This window comes from Streptomyces sp. NBC_01723, from assembly GCF_036246005.1.
Classification (GTDB): Bacteria; Actinomycetota; Actinomycetes; order Streptomycetales; family Streptomycetaceae; genus Streptomyces.
In genome coordinates this window covers 2,585,378-2,605,819 of record NZ_CP109171.1, presented here as the reverse complement: position 1 = coordinate 2,605,819, position 20,442 = coordinate 2,585,378, and the positions used below count along the sequence as shown (strand labels likewise).

The window sequence follows — 20,442 nt, the reverse complement described above, 5'->3', positions numbered from 1 at the left end:
GTCCCGTGTTGCCTCGAAAGCCCCATCGGTGATCGAATGTTGCTTCGTCAACTAATTCTGATGTGGGGCAGAGGGTGTCGCAGATGATCGGCCGCTTGCTGGGAAGCCGTACGAAGCGGATGCACCGGACGGGTCCCCTGGCTGCCGTGAGCACCCCGCCGGACGCCGGGGTGCTCAGCTGCCGGGTCCTCGACCCGGTCCACGAGCCGGTGCCGAACGCGGAGTTCGTGGTCAGCGACAGCATGGGACGCAAGGTGGTCGGCGGCGGCACGGATCCCTTCGGGTCGTTCCTGACGGCGGTGCCGGCCGGGGAGTACCGGCTCGCCGTCTCCGCCGAGGGCTATACGCCGTACCGGGCGTCCGTGACGGTCGCCGAGGACGCGCTGGCCTCGCTCGGCGACGTGACCCTCCAGGTGGCCCAGCCGCCGGAGCTGCCCACGCCGGGTGACTGGGAGATCGAACCGGCGCACTCTTCGATCGCGTTCACCGCGCGGCACATCGGACTGGCCCGGATCCACGGCCGGTTCAACTCCTTCGCGGGCGCGGTGCGGATCGCGGACGAGATGGAGCGGTCGGCGATGCACGTGGTCATCGACGCGGCGTCCATCGACACCAACGTGAAGATGCGCGACGACCACCTGCGCTCGGCCGACTTCCTCGACGTGCAGCGGTTTCCGACGCTGGAGTTCTACAGCGACCGGTTCACGCACCGCGGCGGCAACCGGTGGGCCGTCACGGGAGCGCTGACCCTGCACGGCGTGACGCGCACGGTCACGCTGGACACCGAGTACCTCGGGCTCGGCAACGGCATGGAGGGCGAGACGCGGGCGGCCTGCCGCGCCACCACCGAACTGCACCGCGACGACTTCACGGTGAGCTGGCAGACGATGCTGGCCCGCGGCATCGCCGTGGTCGGGCCCAGCATCCGCATCGACCTCGACGTGCAGACCGTGCCCAAGGGCTGACCGCCCCCGCGCTGCGCCCGCCGCTCGGTGTCCGACAATGACACCCGTGAGCGATGTGAGACATGTACTGGTGCTGCCCGACCGCGACGCTGCGGAGGAGGCGGCCCAGGCACTCGGGGAGCGGTTCGGGCTCGACGAGGAACCCCGGCTCCTGAGGGACGCCCTGGCCGGCGAGGACGACGCCGAGGACGCCCAGTGGCTCGTCCTCCTGTGCGACGAGCGGGAGCTGCTGGACCCCGGTGAGCTGGACGAGTTCGCGGGGGAGTGGGAGGGCTGGCGCGAGGAGCCGTAGTCCCGCACCGGACCCGGCGCCGGCGGCGGGCGTCCGTTGTCAGTGGTGCGTGCGATGCTTGTCGCGATGGCCAGGAAGACTGCGAATGACGACCCTCTCGCCCCGGTGACCCTTGCCGTGGGCCAGGAGGACCTCCTGCTCGACCGTGCCGTGCAGGAGGTGGTGGCCGCCGCGAAGGCCGCCGACGCCGACACGGACGTACGCGACCTGACCCCCGACCAGCTGCAGCCCGGCACGCTCGCCGAGCTCACCAGCCCCTCGCTCTTCGCCGAGCGCAAGGTCGTGGTCGTACGCAACGCGCAGGACCTGTCCGCCGACACGGTCAAGGACGTCAAGGCCTACCTCGGTTCTCCCGCCGAGGAGATCACCCTCGTCCTGCTGCACGCGGGCGGCGCCAAGGGCAAGGGCGTCCTGGACGCCGGCCGCAAGGCGGGCGCGCGCGAGGTGGCGTGCCCGAAGATGACCAAGCCCGCGGACCGGCTGGCCTTCGTGCGCTCCGAGTTCCGTACCGCCGGGCGGTCGGCGACCCCCGAGGCGTGCCAGGCCCTCGTCGACGCGATCGGCAGCGACCTCAGGGAGCTGGCCTCGGCGGTGTCGCAGCTGACCGCCGACATCGAGGGGACGATCGACGAGGCGGTGGTCGGGCAGTACTACACGGGACGGGCGGAGGCCTCCAGCTTCACCGTCGCCGACCGGGCCGTGGAGGGACGTGCGGCCGAGGCCCTGGAGGCGCTGCGCTGGTCGCTGTCGACCGGGGTCGCGCCGGTGCTGATCACCAGCGCGCTGGCGCAGGGCGTGCGGGCCATCGGCAAGCTCTCCTCCGCCCGCGGTGGGCGCCCCGCCGACCTCGCCCGCGAGCTGGGGATGCCGCCCTGGAAGATCGACCGCGTCCGGCAGCAGATGCGCGGCTGGACACCGGACGGCGTCTCGGTGGCCCTGCGTGCGGTGGCCGAGGCGGACGCGGGGGTGAAGGGCGCCAGTGACGATCCCGAGTACGCGCTGGAGAAGGCCGTCGTGACGATCGCGCGCGCGGCACGCTCACGCGGACGTTCGTAGCCCGCCCCCACCCGCACTGCCCGGCCCGAGGCCCCGGCGCACGGCAGACCGAAGGCCCCGGCGTCCGTCCGGGGAAGGACGGCCACCGGGGCCTTCGGATCAAGCTCGCGGATCCATGCCCGCGTGGCGAACGCAGGCCGCGCATGGATCCTGGGTGCCGGACGGGAGCGGATGAGAGAGGGCCCGCTCTGGGTCCACCCGGCGATCAGACCAGATGAGGGGTTCAGCCCTTGAGGGCGCCGACCTTGGTCGCAAGCGCCGACTTCTTGTTGGCGGCCTGGTTCTTGTGGATGACACCCTTCGAGACGGCCTTGTCGAGCTGACGCGAAGCGACGCGCTGGTACTCGGTGGCCTTCTCGACGTCACCCGCGGCAGCGGCCTCACGGGCCTTGCGGATCGCGGTCTTCAGAGAGGACTTGACGGCCTTGTTGCGCAGCCGGGCCTTCTCGTTGGTCTTGTTCCGCTTGATCTGGGACTTGATGTTCGCCACGAATTGAGCCTTTGCAGGTTCAGGCACGAGGCCGCGAGGGTCCCGTACCGATGATTTCTTGAAGGAGTGCCTCGCGCTGAGAGGGCAAGAGACACAGCCCCCCACAGTACCAGCGGCCCGCGGCGCCCCCAAAACCAGGCCGCAACCAGCCCGCGACCCGGCCACAACCCGGCCTCGGGCCGTCCCCAACCCATCCCAGCTCCCCACCCGTGGGACGATGGAGGCTACGTATCGATCCGACCCGAGACCGCAGACACTGCGGACGCCTCAAGAATCAGGACCCTGCGTGCCCGCGATCCCCAGCCATGTGCCCGAGCCGAGCCGTACCGACCCGGCGCTGATCCGCAACTTCTGCATCATCGCGCACATCGACCACGGCAAGTCCACGCTCGCCGACCGGATGCTCCAGCTGACCGGTGTGGTCGAGCAGCGGCAGATGCGCGCCCAGTACCTCGACCGCATGGACATCGAGCGCGAGCGCGGCATCACGATCAAGTCCCAGGCGGTGCGATTGCCGTGGGCCCCCACCCACGACAAGAGCAGCACGCACATCCTCAACATGATCGACACCCCGGGTCACGTCGACTTCACCTACGAGGTCTCGCGGTCGCTCGCCGCCTGCGAGGGCACGATCCTCCTCGTGGACGCCGCCCAGGGAATCGAGGCCCAGACCCTCGCCAACCTCTACCTGGCGATGGAGAACGACCTCACGATCGTCCCGGTGCTGAACAAGATCGACCTGCCGGCCGCGCAGCCCGAGAAGTTCGCCGAGGAACTCGCCAACCTGATCGGCTGCGACCCCGACGACGTGCTCAAGGTCTCCGCCAAGACGGGCCTCGGGGTCGAGGCGCTGCTGGACAAGGTCGTCGCCGACGTCCCGCCCCCGGTGGGCGTCAAGGACGCCCCCGCGCGGGCGATGATCTTCGACTCCGTCTACGACTCCTACCGGGGTGTCGTGACGTACGTCCGTGTCATCGACGGCCAGCTCAACAAGCGCGAGCGGATCCGGATGATGTCCACCGGCGCCACGCACGAGCTGCTGGAGATCGGCACCAACTCACCGGAGATGCTCGCCGCCGACGGCCTCGGCGTCGGCGAGGTGGGCTACCTGATCACCGGCGTGAAGGACGTCCGCCAGTCCAAGGTCGGTGACACCGTCACCAGCATGCACAAGGGCGCCGAGGAGGCGCTCGGCGGCTACAAGGACCCCAGGCCCATGGTCTTCTCCGGTCTGTATCCGCTGGACGGCTCGGACTACCCCCTGCTGCGCGAGGCCCTGGACAAGCTCCTGCTCAACGACGCCGCCCTCGTCTACGAGCCTGAGACCTCCGCGGCCCTCGGTTTCGGCTTCCGCGTCGGCTTCCTGGGCCTGCTGCACCTCGACGTGATCCGCGAGCGGCTGGAGCGCGAGTTCGGCCTCGACCTGATCGCCACCGCGCCCAACGTGGTCTACCGCGTGATCATGGAGGACGGCACCGAGGTCGACGTCACCAACCCGAGCGAGTTCCCCGAGGGCAAGATCAACGAGGTCTACGAGCCGGTCGTGCGCGCCACGATCCTCGCACCGACCGAGTTCATCGGCGCGATCATGGAGCTGTGCCAGACGCGGCGCGGCACCCTCCTCGGCATGGACTACCTCTCCGAGGACCGGGTCGAGATCCGCTACACCCTTCCGCTCGCGGAGATCGTCTTCGACTTCTTCGACCAGCTGAAGTCGAAGACGCGCGGTTACGCGTCGCTGGACTACGAGCCCACCGGCGAGCAGACCTCCAGCCTGGTCAAGGTCGACATCCTGCTGCACGGCGACAAGGTGGACGCCTTCTCGGCGATCACCCACAAGGACGCGGCGTACGCGTACGGCGTGCGGCTCGTCGCCAAGCTGCGTGAGCTGATCCCGCGCCAGGCCTTCGAGGTGCCCATCCAGGCCGCCATCGGCTCCCGGGTGATCGCCCGCGAGACCATCCGCGCCATCCGCAAGGACGTCCTCGCCAAGTGCTACGGCGGTGACATCTCCCGCAAGCGGAAGCTGCTGGAGAAGCAGAAGGAAGGCAAGAAGCGGATGAAGATGGTGGGTTCCGTGGAGGTTCCGCAGGAGGCCTTCATCGCGGTCCTCTCCAGCGACGACAGCGCGGGGTCGGGCAAGGGCAAGAAGTAACCGCCGCACCGCACGCCAAGTCCGGGCAAAACGGACTCCGAGGGGCCCGTCGTACGAAAGTGCGGCGGGTCCCTTCGCATGTCACGGGCGGGCGTCTGTAGGAAGTGACAGGGCGTGGACTCTTACGCGGGGGCCGGTCGCCCTTTACTCTGATGCCTGCCCCGTAGTTACTCGTGAGTTAAACAAGTGATCGGGCAACTGTCCGAGCCACGCCCGAACACCGCCCGAGAGTGAATCAGCCGCACCTGAACCAGCCGCACCTGGGCCGGCCAGCACGAGCCGGCCGCGCCGTCGCGGGCCCACGGAGGATGTCGTGAGCGACACACAGACAACGATCGAGAACCGTCCGCCCTCCGTGGCGGGACTCTTCCTGGAGCGGGTGGCCGCCACGCCGGACGCCGAGGCGTACCGCTACCCGGTGCCGTCGGCCTCGGGTGAGGGCCCCGACGCGTGGAAGTCGCTGACCTGGTCCCAGGCCGCCGAACGGGTCTACGCGATCGCGGCCGGCCTGATCGAGCTGGGCGTGCAGCCGCAGCAGCGCGTCGCGCTGGCCTCCTCCACCCGGCTGGACTGGATCCTCGCCGACCTCGGCATCATGTGCGCGGGCGCGGCGACGACCACCGTCTACCCGCAGACCAACGCCGACGAGTCGGCGTACATCCTCTCCGACTCCGAGAGCCGCGTGCTGATCGCGGAGGACGCCGCGCAGCTGGCCAAGGCCAGGGAGAAGCGGGCGGAGCTGCCGGAACTCACCCACGTCGTGGTGATCGACGCGACCGGCGCGGACACCACCGAGGACTGGATCCTCACCCTCGACGAGCTGGAGCGCAGCGGCGCGGCCCGCCTGGAGACGGACCCCGAGCTGGTCGTCAAGCGGGTCGGCGCGCTCACCAAGGACCAGCTCGCCACCCTCATCTACACCTCGGGCACCACGGGCAAGCCCAAGGGCGTACGGCTCCCGCACGACTGCTGGTCGTACATGGCGAAGGCCATCGCCGCGACCGGCCTGGTCAGCGGAGACGACGTGCAGTACCTGTGGCTGCCGCTCGCGCACGTCTTCGGCAAGGTGCTGACCTCGGGCCAGATCGAGGTGGGCCACGTCACCGCGGTCGACGGCCGCGTCGACAAGATCATCGAGAACCTGCCGGTGGTCCAGCCGACCTACATGGCGGCCGTGCCGCGCATCTTCGAGAAGGTCTACAACGGCGTCGCCGCCAAGGCCCGGGCGGGCGGCGGGGCCAAGTACAAGATCTTCCAGTGGGCCGCCGGCGTGGCCCGCGAGTACGCCAAGGTCACCCAGGACAACTTCAAGCGCACCGGCACCGCGAGCGCGCCCGCCGGCCTGCGCACCAAGCACGCCGTCGCCGACAAGCTCGTCTACGCCAAGATCCGCGAGGCGTTCGGCGGCCGCCTGCGGGCCTGCGTCTCCGGCTCGGCCGCCCTCGCCCCCGAGATCGGCTACTTCTTCGCCGGCGCCGGCATCCACATCCTCGAGGGCTACGGCCTCACCGAGTCCTCCGCCGCGTCCTTCGTCAACCCCGGCGAGGCCTACCGCACCGGCACGGTCGGCAAGCCGCTGCCCGGCACCGAGGTGCGCATCGCGGACGACGGCGAGATCCTGCTGCGCGGCCCCGGCATCATGGAGGGCTACCACAAGCTGCCCGAGAAGACGGCGGAGGTGCTGGAGGCCGACGGCTGGTTCCACACCGGCGACATCGGCGAACTCTCCGCCGACGGCTACCTGCGGATCACGGACCGCAAGAAGGACCTCATCAAGACGTCCGGCGGCAAGTACATCGCGCCCGCCGAGGTCGAGGGCCAGTTCAAGGCGGTCTGCCCCTACGTCTCCAACATCCTGGTGCACGGCGCCGACCGGAACTTCTGCACCGCGCTCATCTCCCTCGACGAGATCGCCATCACCGAGTGGGCCAAGGAGAACGGCCTGGAGGGGAAGCCGTACGCGGAGATCGTGGCGGCGCCCGTGACGGTGGAGATGGTCGACGGCTACGTCAAGCAGCTCAACGAGGGCCTCCAGCGCTGGCAGACCATCAAGAAGTTCCGCCTGCTCCCCCGCGACCTGGACGTCGAGCACGGCGAGATCACCCCGAGCCTCAAGCTCAAGCGGCCGGTCGTGGAGCGGGAGTACAAGCACCTGATCGAGGAGATGTACGAGGGCTCGCGCGAGGCGTGAGCGCCCCTGGCTCCGTGGCGGATGCTCGGAACCGTCCGTTTCCCGGCGGTGTCCGAGCGTTCGCGTAGCACGGATCTCACCCATGACGGCCGACTTCGGTAACTCCGTGCTTATGAACGGGGCCGGTCTGTCACTCTGTCGGCATCGACTGCGAGCACCTCGCACGAACTGCCCGGGGAGACGTCCATGGGGGCCATTCCGACGCAGCGGGAGACCGCCTTCCGCACCAGCGGTGCGCCCGCGTACACCGCTGAGGCAGCCGCCCAGGAGTGCGCGCGGGCGCACGTGGTGTTGCGCGGCAGCTCCCTGGCGCCGGGCGCCGCCCGCGCGATGGTGCGGGCGGCGCTCGCCGACTGGTCCGCGCGCGGCCTGCCCGGCACGGAACAGCTGACCGAGCACCGCGCCACCGACGTCCTGGTGGCCGTCAGCGAGCTGGTCACCAACGCCGTCGTGCACGCCGGTACGGACGTCGAGGTCACCTGCCGGATGGAGGAGACGGGCACCCTCGTCGTCGAGGCCACGGACCACCACCCCTCCCGCGCGCCGAGGGGCGGCGACCACGGGACACCGCAGGACCCCTCCGAGTACGGGCGCGGTCTGCGGCTGGTCGCCGCGCTCTCGGAGGCCTGGGGCATCACGTACCGGCCGGGCACCAAGACGGTGTGGGCCCGGCTCCCGGCCGCGGGCACGGAGGCGGCGGCGGACGCCGGGAGCGACACCGTGACCGCCGGGCAGATCGAGGTGTACGCCCCGGACGAGGTCCGGGAGAGCCCGGACGCCGCCCCGGGCACCGGCCTGCGCGGTCTGCGCGACCGGGAGTGGCTCGGGCGCGGCGCGCTCTCCTTCCTCGCCGAGGCCTCCGACCTCCTGGCCGGGCAGCTCGACGAGGACCTGGTCGCCTCGCTCACCGGGCAGCTCGTCGTGCCGCGGCTCGCCGACTGGTGCGGGGTGTGGCTGGAGGACGAGTCCCTGGGCCGGGGCGCCTGGAGCGACGACCCCGGCACGGCCGTGGGCGCCCGGCTGGCCCGCGTCTGGCACGCCGGTGAGGGCCACATCGACGAACTGCGCCTCGCCCTGGAGAAGGACCCGCCCCGCGCCCGCGACCCCTGGCGCTCCGGCCCCGTCGGCCACCCCTGGCCCGCCGAGGCGCTCGGCCCGCACGGCGCCGCGCTCGCCTACCGCCTGGTCGCCGGGGGCAGGCCGTTGGGCACCCTGATCATCGGACGGGCCGGCACCGCGGGCTTCCCCGACGAGATCACCGGCCTGGTCGAGGACCTCAGCCGCCGCGTGGCGCTCGCCATCGGCGCCGCCCGCCAGTACGCGCGCCAGGCCACCATCAGCGCCGTCCTCCAGCGTGGCCTGCTGCCCGGCGCCGTCGCCGAGATCCCCGGCGTGCGCAGCGCCCTCGTCTACGAGCCCTGCGACAAGGGCGGCCCCAGCGGCGACTTCTACGACCTCTTCCCGGCCGGCGACGGCCGCTGGTGCTTCGCCGTCGGCGACGTCCAGGGCAAGGGCCCCGAGGCCGCCGTCGTCATCGGCCTCGCCCGGCCGTGGCTGCGGCTGCTCGCCCGCGAGCAGTACGGCGTTCCCGACGTCCTCGACCGCCTCAACCAGCTCCTCCTCGACGACGCCACCGAGGCCGCGGACGCCGCCGCCCGCGCCCTGGTTGCCGTCGGCGGACCACCGGTTGCCCCGGGCGACGGACCGCAGACCCGCTTCCTGTCCCTGCTCTACGGCGAACTGGAACCCTTCGAGGACGGCGTCCGCTGCACCCTCGCCTCCGCCGGGCATCCGCTGCCGCTGCTCCTCGGGCCCGACGGCGCGGTGCGCGCGGTCGCCGCGCCGCAGACCCTGCTCGGCGTCGTCGAGGACGCCACGTACGCCAGCGAGACCTTCGAGCTGCGGTCCGGCGACACCCTGCTCTGCGTCACGGACGGGGTGACCGAGCGGCGCAGCGGCTCCCGCCAGTTCGACGACGGGGACGGGCTGGCCGCGGCGCTCGCCGGGTGCGCGGGTCTTGACGCCGAACTGGTCGCCGAGCGCATCCGGCGTCTGGTGCACGAGTTCGGGCCCCGGCCCCCGGAGGACGACCTGGCGCTGCTGGTGCTCCAGGCCGAGTAGCGGCGGGCCGGGTCGCCGCGGGCCGAGCGGCCGCAGGACGGGCAACCGTTCCCGTACGGGACAATGGAACGCATGCCCTCCGCACTCCCCGACGGCGAACCCGTCCCCGCCGACGGTGCCCTGCCCGCGTCCGCGCTCGCCGGGGCCGCCGACCGCCCCCTCGGCTTCTACCTGCACGTGCCGTACTGCGCGACCCGCTGCGGCTACTGCGACTTCAACACCTACACCGCGACCGAGCTGCGCGGCACCGGCGGCGTCCTCGCCTCCCGCGACAACTACGCCGGGACACTCGTCGACGAGGTCCGCCTGGCCCGCAAGGTGCTCGGCGACGACCCGCGCGAGGTCCGCACGGTCTTCGTCGGCGGCGGCACCCCCACCCTGCTGCCCGCCGGGGACCTGGTGCGGATGCTGGGCGCGATCCGCGACGAGTTCGGCCTCGCGCCGGACGCGGAGGTGACGACGGAGGCCAACCCCGAGTCGGTCGACCCCGCCTATCTGGCCACCCTCCGCGAGGGCGGCTTCGACCGGATCTCCTTCGGCATGCAGAGCGCGCGGCAGCACGTCCTGAAGGTCCTGGACCGCACGCACACCCCCGGCCGCCCCGAGGCCTGCGTCGCCGAGGCCCGCGCCGCCGGATTCGACCACGTCAACCTCGACCTGATCTACGGCACCCCCGGTGAGTCCGACGACGACTGGCGGGCCTCCCTCGACGCCGCGCTCGGCGCCGGACCCGACCACGTCTCGGCGTACGCCCTGATCGTCGAGGAGGGCACCCGGCTCGCCCGGCGCATCCGGCGCGGCGAGGTCCCGATGACCGACGACGACGTGCACGCCGACCGGTACCTGATCGCCGAGGAGACCCTCTCGGCGGCGGGCTTCGACTGGTACGAGGTGTCGAACTGGGCCACCTCCGACGCCGGCCGCTGCCGCCACAACGAGCTGTACTGGCGGGGTGCCGACTGGTGGGGCGCGGGGCCGGGAGCCCACTCCCACGTGGGCGGCGTGCGCTGGTGGAACGTGAAGCACCCCGGGGCGTACGCCGGTGCGCTGGCGGCGGGGAAGTCGCCGGGCGCCGGACGGGAGATCCTCACGGACGAGGACCGGCGTGTGGAGCGCGTCCTGCTGGAGCTGCGGCTGCGGGAGGGGGTGCCTCTCGGGCTGCTGCGGGAGGAGGGGCTCGCGGCGTCCCGGCGGGCGCTGTCCGACGGGCTCCTCCAGGAGGGCCCCTACGCGGCGGGGAGCGCGGTTCTCACGCTGCGCGGGCGGCTGCTGGCGGACGCGGTGGTGCGGGACCTGGTGGACTGACCAGTCTGTTGCGCCCCCGCCCCGCCCCGCCCCGACCCGGGGGCTCCGCCCCCGGGCCCCCGCTCCTCGGACGCCGGAGGGCCTGACGTGCGGCCGGACACGGCCTGAGAGCTACGCGGTCACGAAGTCGATCAGTTCCTCCACCCGGCCCAGCAGCTCCGGCTCCAGGTCCTTGTACGAGCCGACCCGGGCCAGGATCGCCTGCCACACCGCCCCGGTGTTGTCGGCGGGCCAGCCCAGGGCCCGGCACACGCCCGTCTTCCAGTCCTGCCCGCGCGGCACCCGCGGCCAGGCGTCGATCCCCACGGACGACGGCTTCACCGCCTCCCAGATGTCGATGTAGGGATGGCCGACGACCAGGGCGTGCTCGCCCGTCACCGCCTCCGCGATGCGGGACTCCTTCGAACCCGGCACCAGGTGGTCGACCAGGACGCCGAGCCGCGCGTCCGGCCCCGGGGCGAAGTCCGCGACGATCGACGGCAGGTCGTCCACGCCCCCCAGGTACTCCACGACGACGCCCTCGACGCGCAGGTCGTCGCCCCAGACCTTCTCGACCAGCTCGGCGTCGTGCCGCCCCTCGACGTAGATGCGCCCGGCGCGCGCCACCCGGGCGCGTGCGCCGGGGACGGCGACCGAACCGGACGCCGTCCTGGAGGGGCGTACCGGGCCGGACGCGGGCCGTACCAGCGTCACCACGCGCCCCTCCAGCAGGAAGCCGCGTGGCTCCATCGGGAACACCCGGTGCTTGCCGAAGCGGTCCTCCAGCGTCACCGTGCCCGCCTCGCAGCCGATCACCGCGCCGCAGAACCCGGTGCCGGGCTCCTCGACCACCAGGCCGGGGTCGGCGGGTACCTCGGGTACGGGCTGCGACTTCTTCCACGGAGGGGTCAGGTCGGCGGAGTACTGGCGCATTTTGCCGACGATACGAGGAATCCGCCGTTCGTGATCAGTGCGACACGCCGAAACGTGCGGCCAGCGCATCCCGTTGGGCCCGGACGAACGCCGCGTCCACCACCGCTCCGTGACCGGGGACGTACCGCGCGTCCGCGCCGCCCAGGTCGAGCAGCCGGTCCAGGGCCGCGGGCCAGTGCGACGGTACGGCGTCGGGGCCGGCCTGCGGTTCGCCGGACTCCTCGACCAGGTCCCCGCAGAACACCACCTCCGGGTCGCCCGGCACCAGCACCGCGAGGTCGTGGCCGGTGTGCCCGGGGCCCACGTTGGCGAGCAGGACCTGCCGCCCGCCGCCCAGGTCGAGCGTCCGCTCGCCGCAGACCTCGTGCGGGACGCGGACCAGCGCGTCGACCGCCTCCTCCGCCCGCCGCTCGTCCAGCCCCTCCGCCACCGCGTCCGCGCGCAGCGCCTCCCGCCCGTGTCCGCCCGGCGCGAACACCGCGTCGGTGCCCACCGCGCCGTAGACCTCCGCGCCCGCGAACGCCGCGGCGCCGAGGACGTGGTCGAAGTGCGGGTGGGTCAGCGCGAGATGCGTCACACGGTGCCCGGCCAGCCGTTGCGCCCCCGCGCGCAACCGGGCGCCCTCGCCCAGGCTCGATCCCGCGTCGATCACCAGCACCGCGTCCGTGCCGAGGACCAGCCCTGCCGTGCAGTCCCAGCCCGGCAGCCGGCACCGGCCCACCCCGGCCGCCACCCGCTCCCATCCCAGGTCTTCCCAAGTCACCGTCACGGCCACGACGCTATCGCCACACGGTCCCGCCGCACGTCGGCGTGGCCCCGGCCTTGCCGGGGGCGTACCCCACGGCCGTACACTGGGCCGGGGAAGTCTGGCACTCGCGCGCCGTGAGTGCCAGGACGGACCGGCAGGGCAGCGGGCGGACGACTTCTGGAGGTGTGCGCGGATGCTCAGTGAACGCAGGCTCCAGGTACTGCGCGCCATCGTCCAGGACTACGTCGGCACCGAGGAGCCGGTCGGGTCCAAGGCCCTCACCGAGCGGCACAACCTCGGAGTCTCCCCGGCCACCGTGCGCAATGACATGGCGGCCCTGGAGGACGAGGGGTTCATCGCCCAGCCGCACACCAGCGCCGGGCGCATCCCGACCGACAAGGGCTACCGCCTGTTCGTCGACAAGCTGGCCGGCGTCAAGCCCATGACCGCGCCCGAGCGGCGCGCCATCCAGAACTTCCTGGAGGGCGCCGTCGACCTCGACGACGTGGTGGCCCGCACGGTGCGGCTGCTCGCGCAGCTGACCCGGCAGGTCGCCGTCGTGCAGTACCCCTCGCTGACCCGCTCGACCGTGCGGCACGTGGAGTTGCTGGCCCTCGCGCCCGCGCGCCTGATGCTGGTGCTGATCACGGACACCGGCCGGGTCGAGCAGCGGATGGTCGACTGTCCGGCGCCGTTCGGCGAGGCGTCCCTCGCGGATCTGCGCGCGCGGCTCAACAGCCGGGTCGCGGGCCGTCGTTTCACCGACGTGCCGGGTCTGGTCGAGGAACTGCCGGATGCCTTCGAGGCCGAGGATCGCGGTACGGTCTCCACCGTGCTCTCCACTCTCCTGGAGACGCTGGTGGAGGAGAACGAGGAGCGGTTGATGATCGGCGGCACCGCCAATCTGACCCGCTTCGGGCACGACTTCCCCTTGGTGATCCGGCCGGTGCTGGAGGCGCTCGAGGAGCAGGTCGTGCTCCTCAAGCTGCTCGGCGAGGCGAAGGATCCGGGCGTGACCGTGCGAATCGGTCATGAGAACGCCCATGAGGGACTCAACTCCACGTCCGTCGTGTCGGTGGGCTACGGTTCGGGCGGCGAGGCGGTTGCCAAGCTCGGCGTGGTCGGACCGACCCGCATGGACTACCCGGGAACGATGGGAGCGGTACGCGCAGTGGCACGGTACGTCGGACAGATCCTGGCGGAGTCGTAGGTGGCCACGGACTACTACGCCGTACTCGGCGTGCGCCGCGACGCGTCCCAGGACGAGATCAAGAAGGCGTTCCGGAGGCTCGCTCGCGAGCTGCACCCGGACGTCAACCCCGATCCGAAGACCCAGGAGCGGTTCAAGGAGATCAACGCCGCCTACGAGGTGTTGTCGGACCCGCAGAAGAAGCAGGTCTACGACCTCGGCGGCGACCCGCTCTCGCAGGCCGCCGGCGGCGGCGCCGGCGGCTTCGGCGCGGGTGGCTTCGGGAACTTCTCGGACATCATGGACGCGTTCTTCGGTACGGCGTCGCAGCGCGGGCCGCGCTCGCGCACCCGCCGCGGCCAGGACGCGATGATCCGCATCGAGGTCGAGCTGGACGAGGCGGCCTTCGGCACGACCAAGGACATCCAGGTCGACACCGCCGTGGTCTGCAACACCTGCAACGGCGAGGGCGCGGCGCCCGGCACGTCGGCCCAGACGTGCGACATGTGCCGCGGCCGCGGTGAGGTCTCGCAGGTCACCCGGTCCTTCCTGGGCCAGGTCATGACCTCGCGGCCCTGCCCGCAGTGCCAGGGCTTCGGCACCGTGGTCCCGACCCCGTGCCCCGAGTGCGCGGGCGACGGGCGCATCCGCTCCCGGCGCACCCTCACCGTGAAGATCCCGGCCGGTGTGGACAACGGCACCCGGATCCAGCTCGCGGGCGAGGGCGAGGTCGGCCCCGGCGGCGGCCCGGCCGGCGACCTGTACGTCGAGATCCACGAGCTGCCGCACTCCACCTTCCAGCGCCGCGGCGACGACCTGCACTGCACGGTCACCATCCCGATGACGGCCGCGGCCCTCGGCACGAAGGTGCCGCTGGAGACGCTCGACGGCATGGAGGAGATCGATATCCGCCCGGGCACCCAGTCCGGCCAGTCGGTCCCCCTGCACGGCCGGGGCGTCACCCACCTGCGCGGCGGCGGCCGGGGCGACCTCATCGTGCACGTCGAGGTCACCACCCCGACCAAGCTCGACCCCGAGCAGGAGCGCGTCCTGCGCGAGCTGGCCGCCCTGCGCGGCGAGGAACGGCCGCAGGGCCAGTTCCAGCCGGGGCAGCAGGGGCTGTTCTCCCGGTTGAAGGACGCGTTCAACGGCCGCTGAGGCGGGCGGCCGTCGGCCGGTCGGGATGCGGATGCTCCTGGCGTATGCCGACGGAAGCCCGGATTCGGACTCGTTCGGAGGACGTGACAACATGCGGTCATGTCCTCCGCACTGACCGATCTCTTCCCCTACCCGATCGTGCAGGCGCCGATGGCGGGCGGCGTCTCCGTGCCGCGGCTCGCCGCCGCGGTCTGCGAGGCGGGCGGGCTGGGATTCCTGGCCGCCGGGTACAAGACCGCGGACGGGATGTACCAGGAGATCAAGGAGCTGCGGGGGCTGACCGCACGCCCCTTCGGCGTCAACCTCTTCATGCCGCACCCGGAGACCCCCGACCCGGCAGCCGTCGGCGTGTACGCCCACCAGCTGGCCGGGGAGGCCGCCTGGTACGAGACGGAACTCGGCGACCCCGACAGCGGCCGGGACGACGGCTACGACACCAAGCTCGCGGTGCTGCTGGACAACCCCGTTCCGGTGGTCTCCTTCCACTTCGGCGTCCCGAGCACCGAGGTCGTCGACTCCCTGCACCGCGTCGGCACCTTCGCCCTGGTCGCGGCGACCACCGCGGACGAGGCCCGCGCCGTGGAGCGGTCCGGCGCCGACGCGGTGATCGCGCAGGGCGCCGAGGCGGGCGGTCACCAGGGCACCCACCGGGACAACCCGGAGACCGGCGGCGCCGGCACCGGACTGCTGTCGCTGGTCGCCCAGGTCCGGGAGGCGGTGAGCCTGCCCATCGTCGCCGCCGGCGGCATCATGCGCGGCGGTCAGATCGCCTCGGTCCTCGCGGCCGGCGCGAGCGCGGCCCAGCTGGGCACCGCCTTCCTCGCCACCCCCGAGTCCGGCGCGCACGACCTGCACAAGCAGGCGCTGACCAACCCCCTGTTCGTGCGCACCGAACTGACCCGCGCCTTCTCCGGCCGCCCCGCCCGCGGCCTGGTCAACCGCTTCCTGCGCGAGCACGGCCCCTACGCCCCCGCCGCCTACCCGGACGTGCACCACCTCACCGCCCCGCTGCGCAAGGCCGCGGCCAAGGCGGGCGACGCGCAGGGCATGGCGCTCTGGGCCGGGCAGGGCCACCGGATGGCCCGCGAGCTGCCCGCCGGACAGCTGGTGGAGGTCCTGGTGGCCGAACTCGCCGCCGCCGGGACAGCGTTGTCGCACTACGCGACGGGAGGCGCGGGCCGATGACGGCACCGGTGTTCGTGGTCGACTCGCTCGGCCCGGAGGACCTGACGGCGGGGGAGTACGTCCTCGACGGCCCCGAGGGACGGCACGCCGTCTCCGTGAAGCGGCTGCGGTCCGGCGAGGAGGTCGTCCTCACCGACGGAAGCGGACACTGGGCCGAGGGCGTCGTGAAGGCCGCCGAGGGCAAGGACCGTCTGGTCGTCACGGACCTGGAGACGGTCCACGAGGAACCGCCTCAGCAGCCCCGGATCACCGTCGTCCAGGCCCTGCCCAAGGGCGACCGGGGCGAGCTGGCCGTGGAGACGATGACCGAGGTCGGCGTCGACGCGATCGTGCCCTGGGCGGCGTCCCGCTGCATCACGCAGTGGAAGGGCGAGCGCGGCCAGAAGGCGCTCGGCAAGTGGCGGGCGACGGCCCGCGAGGCCGGCAAGCAGTCCCGCCGGGTCCGCTTCCCCGACGTCGCGGACGCGGCGACCAGCAAGCAGGTTGCCTCACTTCTGGCCACCGCCGACTTCGCGGCCGTACTCCACGAGAGCGGCGACGAACCCCTGGCCGCCGCCGAACTCCCCGCCTCCGGCGACATCGTGCTGGTGGTCGGCCCCGAAGGCGGTGTCTCGCCCGAGGAGTTGGCCCTCTTCGCCGAAGCCGGTGCCCGGCCCTACCGCCTGGGACGCAGCGTCCTGCGCACCTCCACCGCGGGCACCGCGGCGACCGCCGCCCTGCTGACCCGCACCGGCCGCTGGTCCTGACGGCGCCCGCCGCCACCGTGGCCGTATGCCCCCTACCGCCCGCCCCGGACCGGTGGGAGGCTGCCCTCCATGGGGGCATTGAGGCGGATTCGGCGTGTGGCTCCGGTGGCCGTCGGCGCGGTCGTCGCCGTCGGAGGTGTCGTCGCGTGCGAACCGGGCGGGCTCAGTTCCGCGACCGTGGCGTACACGACCGACCGGACCATGACGCGCGAACTGGAGCGGCAGAAGGCCGACGTGCGGTGGCTCACCTGCACCGCGAACACCGAGGGTGACGGCTCCACCGCGTCGCCGGGCGAGGACACCGTCGCCTCCGTCGACTGCGACGGGGAGACCGACGACGGCAAGGAGATCACCGTCGACGGCAAGGTGACCCGCGTCGTCAACGGCGCCTGTGTGCGCGGCGACCTCAAGGCCGCGGTGGACGGCAAGGAGTGGTTCCGGGTCAAGGGGCTGGGCAACTGCGACGCCACCAGCGCCCCGCCCGCGAACCGCCCCTCCCAGCAGCAGCCCGGGCCCACCGTGACCGTCACCCGGACCATCTGGTGCCCGGACGACCCGCACTGCCGCCCGGTCGAGGGCAAGTAGTCCGCCGGGCCGGCGAACGGCAAGTGATCCAAACCTCTGTCGGCGGACCGCGCCGCTGCATAGGGTGAGGGGGTGACACAGCCCGCAGCGCCTGCCTACCTCCGCTTTCCGCACCCGCACGGCGAGTTGGTCGCCTTCACCGCCGAGGACGACGTGTGGCTCGCCCCGCTCGACGGCGGCCGGGCCTGGCGGGTCAGCGCCGACAACGTGCCGGTGAACCACCCGCGCATCTCGCCCGACGGCACCACGGTCGCCTGGACCTCCACCCGGGACGGCGCCCCCGAGGTGCACGTCGCGCCCGTCGACGGCGGTCGCGCCGAGCGCCTCACCCACTGGGGCAGCATCAGGACCCAGGTGCGTGGCTGGACCCCGGGCGGCGAGGTCCTCGCCCTCAGCACCTACGGACAGGCCAGCCTGCGCCGTAGCTGGGCCCGCGCCGTCCCGCTCGACGGCGGACCGGCCGCCACCCTGCCGTACGGCCCCGTCGGCGACGTCGCGGACGGGCCGCACACCGTGCTGCTGTCCGCGCCGATGGGCCGCGAGGCCGCCTGGTGGAAGCGTTACCGGGGCGGCACCGCGGGCAAGTTGTGGATCGACCGCGAGGACGACGGCGAGTTCGTACGCCTCCACGGCGACCTCGACGGCAACATCGAGTACCCCTTCTGGGTCGGCGACCGGATCGCCTTCCTCTCCGACCACGAAGGCACCGGCGCCGTCTACTCCTCCCTTGCCGACGGCTCCGACCTGCGCCGCCACACCCCCCTCGACGGCTTCTACGCCCGGCACGCGGCGACCGACGGCACCCGCGTCGTCTACTCCAGCGCCGGTGAGCTGTGGACCCTCGACGACCTCGACGGTGCCGAGCCCCGCCGGCTGGACATCCGGCTCGGCGGCGCCCGCGTCGACCTCCAGTCCTACCCGCTCAACGCCGCCCGCTGGTTCGGCTCGGCCTCCCCCGACCACACGGCACGCGGCAGCGCCGTCGCCGTACGCGGCGGCGTCCACTGGGTCACCCACCGCGCCGGACCGGCCCGCGCGCTCGCGGCGACGCCCGGTGTCCGCACCCGGCTGCCCCGCACCTTCCGCGTCGACGGCGAGGAATGGGTGGTGTGGGTGACGGACGCCGAGGGCGACGACGCCCTGGAGTTCGCGCCCGCCACCGGGCTCGCGCCCGGCACCACCGCGCGGCGCCTGGCCGCCGGACAGCTCGGCCGGGTGCTGCACCTCGCCATGGCCCCCGACGGCAGCCGGGCCGCCGTCGCCTCGCACGACGGGCGGGTCCTGCTCGTCGAGCGCGAGAGCGGCGAGGTCCGCGAGGTCGACCGCAGCGAGGACGGCGACGCGTCCGGGCTGGTCTTCTCGCCCGACTCCGCCTGGCTCGCCTGGTCCCACCCCGGCCCCGACCCGCTGCGCCAGCTCAAGCTCGCCAACACCACCGACCTGTCGGTGAGCGAGGCGACGCCGCTGCGCTTCAAGGACTACGCGCCGGCCTTCACCCTGGACGGCAAGCACCTCGCCTTCCTCTCCACCCGCTCCTTCGACCCCGTCTACGACGAGCACGTCTTCGACCTGGCCTTCGTCGAGGGCGCCCGGCCGTACCTGATCACGCTCGCCGCGACCACCCCCTCGCCCTTCGGCCCGCAGCGCCACGGCCGCCCCTTCGAGACCCCGGACCGGGAGGAGACCCCCGACAGCGAGGGCACCCCGACCACCCGGATCGACATCGAGGGCCTCGCCGACCGCATCGTGCCCTTCCCGGTCGAGGCCGCCCGCTACTCCGGGCTGCGCGCCGCCAAGGACGGCGTCCTGTGGCTCCGCCACCCGCTCACCGGCGTCCTCGGCGCCTCCCGCGCCACCCCGGACGCCGCCGACCCGAACACCGAGCTGGAGCGGTACGACCTCGCCCAGCAGCGCGTCGAGCATCTCGCGGGCGACGCCGACCACTTCGAGGTCAGCGGCGACGGCAAGCGGGTGCTGCTGTGGACCGACGGGCGGCTCAAGGTCGTGCCCAGCGACCGGCGGGCCTCCGGCGACGAGGACAGCGACACCAACATCAGTGTCGACCTGGGCCGGGTGCGGCAGACCGTCGATCCGGCCGCCGAGTGGCGCCAGATGTTCGACGAGACCGGCCGCATCATGCGGGACCACTTCTGGCGGGCCGACATGAACGGCGTCGACTGGGACGGCGTCCTCGACCGCTACCGGCCCGTCCTGGACCGCCTCGCCACCCACGACGACCTGGTCGACCTCCTCTGGGAGGTGCAGGGCGAACTCGGCACCTCGCACGCCTACGTCACCCCGCGCGGCGGCCACGGCTCCGGTGCCCGGCAGGGCCTGCTGGGCGCCGACCTCTCCCGGCACGAGGACGGCACCTGGCGCATCGACCGCGTCCTGCCCTCGGAGACCTCCGACCCCGACGCCCGCTCCCCGCTCGCCGCGCCCGGCGTCGCCGTGCGCGCGGGAGACGCGATCGTCGCGGTCGCCGGACAGCCCGTGGACCGGGTCACCGGACCCAACCCGCTGCTGGTCGGCACGGCGGGCAAGGCCGTCGAGCTGACCATCTCCCCGTCCGGCGGCGGCGAACTGCGGCACGCCGTCGTCGTCCCCCTCGCCGACGAGGAGCCGCTGCGCTACCACGCGTGGGTCGCCGACCGCCGCGCCCACGTCCACGAGAAGTCCGGCGGCCGGCTCGGCTACCTGCACGTCCCCGACATGCAGGCGCCCGGCTGGGCCCAGATCCACCGCGACCTGCGGGTCGAGGTGGCCCGCGAGGGCCTGGTCGTCGACGTCCGCGAGAACCGCGGCGGGCACACCTCCCAGCTGGTCGTGGAGAAGCTGGCCCGGCGCATCGTCGGCTGGGACCTGCCCCGCGGGATGCGCCCCTCCAGCTACCCGCTGGACGCGCCCCGCGGCCCGGTCGTCGCCGTCGCCAACGAGTTCTCCGGCTCCGACGGCGACATCGTCAACGCCGCCATCAGGGCACTCGGCATCGGCCCGGTCGTCGGCACCCGCACCTGGGGCGGCGTCATCGGCATCGACAGCCGCTACCGCCTGGTCGACGGCACCCTGATCACCCAGCCCAAGTACGCCTTCTGGCTGGAGGGTTACGGCTGGGGCGTGGAGAACCACGGCGTCGACCCGGACGTGGAGGTCTGGCAGCGCCCCCAGGACCACGCGGCGGGCCGCGACCCGCAACTGGACGAGGCGATCGGGCTGGCGCTGGCCGCCCTGGAGGAGACCCCGGCGAAGACCCCGCCGGTGCTGCCCGAGCCACCGGAGACCGACTGACGCACCCGGTCGATACGATGCCCGCAGAAGATCACCGGTGACCCGGTGCTCCCTTT

16 protein-coding genes are annotated in these 20,442 nt (G+C 72.8%); 13 read left to right on the top strand and 3 right to left on the bottom strand.

Annotated features, from left to right (window positions below; translation table 11 throughout):
- Positions 1 to 83 precede the first annotated feature (83 nt).
- From OIE75_RS12155 to holA, 3 genes are all read left to right on the top strand, one after another.
- Positions 84 to 965 carry a YceI family protein gene (locus tag OIE75_RS12155; protein WP_329470787.1) on the top strand — a complete coding sequence of 294 codons (882 nt, stop codon included), beginning with the start codon at positions 84 to 86 and terminating at the stop codon, positions 963 to 965.
- Between the two features lie 46 nt (positions 966 to 1,011).
- On the top strand, positions 1,012 to 1,257 hold the full coding sequence (locus OIE75_RS12150) for a hypothetical protein (RefSeq protein WP_234954578.1): 246 nt from the start codon (positions 1,012 to 1,014) through the stop codon (positions 1,255 to 1,257).
- 66 nt (positions 1,258 to 1,323) lie between these two features.
- A complete protein-coding gene (gene holA / locus OIE75_RS12145; protein ID WP_202558298.1) occupies positions 1,324 to 2,313 on the top strand; it encodes a DNA polymerase III subunit delta in 990 nt (329 codons plus the stop codon).
- Positions 2,314 to 2,536: 223 nt separating this feature from the next.
- On the opposite strand, the gene rpsT is transcribed toward holA, so the two are convergent.
- Positions 2,537 to 2,803 (bottom strand): 30S ribosomal protein S20, encoded by a 267-nt coding sequence (gene rpsT / locus OIE75_RS12140; protein ID WP_055416861.1) that lies wholly within the window; start codon positions 2,801 to 2,803, stop codon positions 2,537 to 2,539.
- 286 nt (positions 2,804 to 3,089) lie between these two features.
- Here rpsT and lepA point away from each other — a divergent pair, with 286 nt between their 5' ends.
- The 4 genes from lepA (at position 3,090) to hemW (ending at position 10,575) form a co-directional block, all read left to right on the top strand.
- Positions 3,090 to 4,958, top strand: coding sequence for a translation elongation factor 4 (lepA, locus tag OIE75_RS12135; RefSeq protein WP_307012000.1), 1,869 nt, complete (start codon positions 3,090 to 3,092; stop codon positions 4,956 to 4,958).
- A gap of 313 nt (positions 4,959 to 5,271) precedes the next feature.
- A complete protein-coding gene (locus tag OIE75_RS12130; RefSeq protein WP_307011998.1) occupies positions 5,272 to 7,149 on the top strand; it encodes an AMP-dependent synthetase/ligase in 1,878 nt (625 codons plus the stop codon).
- 186 nt (positions 7,150 to 7,335) lie between these two features.
- Positions 7,336 to 9,270 (top strand): SpoIIE family protein phosphatase, encoded by a 1,935-nt coding sequence (locus tag OIE75_RS12125; RefSeq protein WP_329470784.1) that lies wholly within the window; start codon positions 7,336 to 7,338, stop codon positions 9,268 to 9,270.
- Positions 9,271 to 9,342: 72 nt separating this feature from the next.
- Positions 9,343 to 10,575 (top strand): radical SAM family heme chaperone HemW, encoded by a 1,233-nt coding sequence (hemW, locus tag OIE75_RS12120; protein WP_307011995.1) that lies wholly within the window; start codon positions 9,343 to 9,345, stop codon positions 10,573 to 10,575.
- Between the two features lie 111 nt (positions 10,576 to 10,686).
- Here the strand turns inward: hemW and OIE75_RS12115 are convergent, their stop codons facing one another.
- Together OIE75_RS12115 and OIE75_RS12110 are read right to left on the bottom strand one after the other, a co-directional pair.
- Positions 10,687 to 11,487, bottom strand: a complete 801-nt coding sequence (locus OIE75_RS12115) for a DUF3097 domain-containing protein (RefSeq protein WP_064727826.1) — start codon at positions 11,485 to 11,487, stop codon at positions 10,687 to 10,689.
- 34 nt (positions 11,488 to 11,521) lie between these two features.
- Positions 11,522 to 12,256 (bottom strand): MBL fold metallo-hydrolase, encoded by a 735-nt coding sequence (locus tag OIE75_RS12110; protein WP_122620554.1) that lies wholly within the window; start codon positions 12,254 to 12,256, stop codon positions 11,522 to 11,524.
- 172 nt (positions 12,257 to 12,428) lie between these two features.
- On the opposite strand from OIE75_RS12110, the gene hrcA reads away from it, so the two are divergent.
- The 6 genes from hrcA (at position 12,429) to OIE75_RS12080 (ending at position 20,386) form a co-directional block, all read left to right on the top strand.
- Positions 12,429 to 13,445, top strand: coding sequence for a heat-inducible transcriptional repressor HrcA (hrcA, locus tag OIE75_RS12105; RefSeq protein WP_122620162.1), 1,017 nt, complete (start codon positions 12,429 to 12,431; stop codon positions 13,443 to 13,445).
- A complete protein-coding gene (dnaJ, locus tag OIE75_RS12100; protein ID WP_114530671.1) occupies positions 13,446 to 14,582 on the top strand; it encodes a molecular chaperone DnaJ in 1,137 nt (378 codons plus the stop codon).
- A gap of 99 nt (positions 14,583 to 14,681) precedes the next feature.
- The gene (locus OIE75_RS12095) at positions 14,682 to 15,767 is read left to right on the top strand and encodes a nitronate monooxygenase (RefSeq protein ID WP_122620163.1); all 1,086 of its coding nucleotides are present in this window, start codon (positions 14,682 to 14,684) and stop codon (positions 15,765 to 15,767) included.
- Entirely contained in the window at positions 15,764 to 16,513 is a 750-nt protein-coding gene (locus OIE75_RS12090; protein WP_329470778.1) for a 16S rRNA (uracil(1498)-N(3))-methyltransferase, read from the top strand. Before OIE75_RS12095 ends, OIE75_RS12090 begins: the two co-directional genes overlap by 4 nt.
- Before the next feature lie 69 nt (positions 16,514 to 16,582).
- Positions 16,583 to 17,098 (top strand): hypothetical protein, encoded by a 516-nt coding sequence (locus OIE75_RS12085; protein WP_329470777.1) that lies wholly within the window; start codon positions 16,583 to 16,585, stop codon positions 17,096 to 17,098.
- Between the two features lie 72 nt (positions 17,099 to 17,170).
- Complete coding sequence (locus tag OIE75_RS12080; RefSeq protein ID WP_329470775.1) at positions 17,171 to 20,386, top strand: S41 family peptidase; 3,216 nt, start codon at positions 17,171 to 17,173, stop codon at positions 20,384 to 20,386.
- The last annotated feature ends 56 nt before the right edge of the window (positions 20,387 to 20,442 follow it).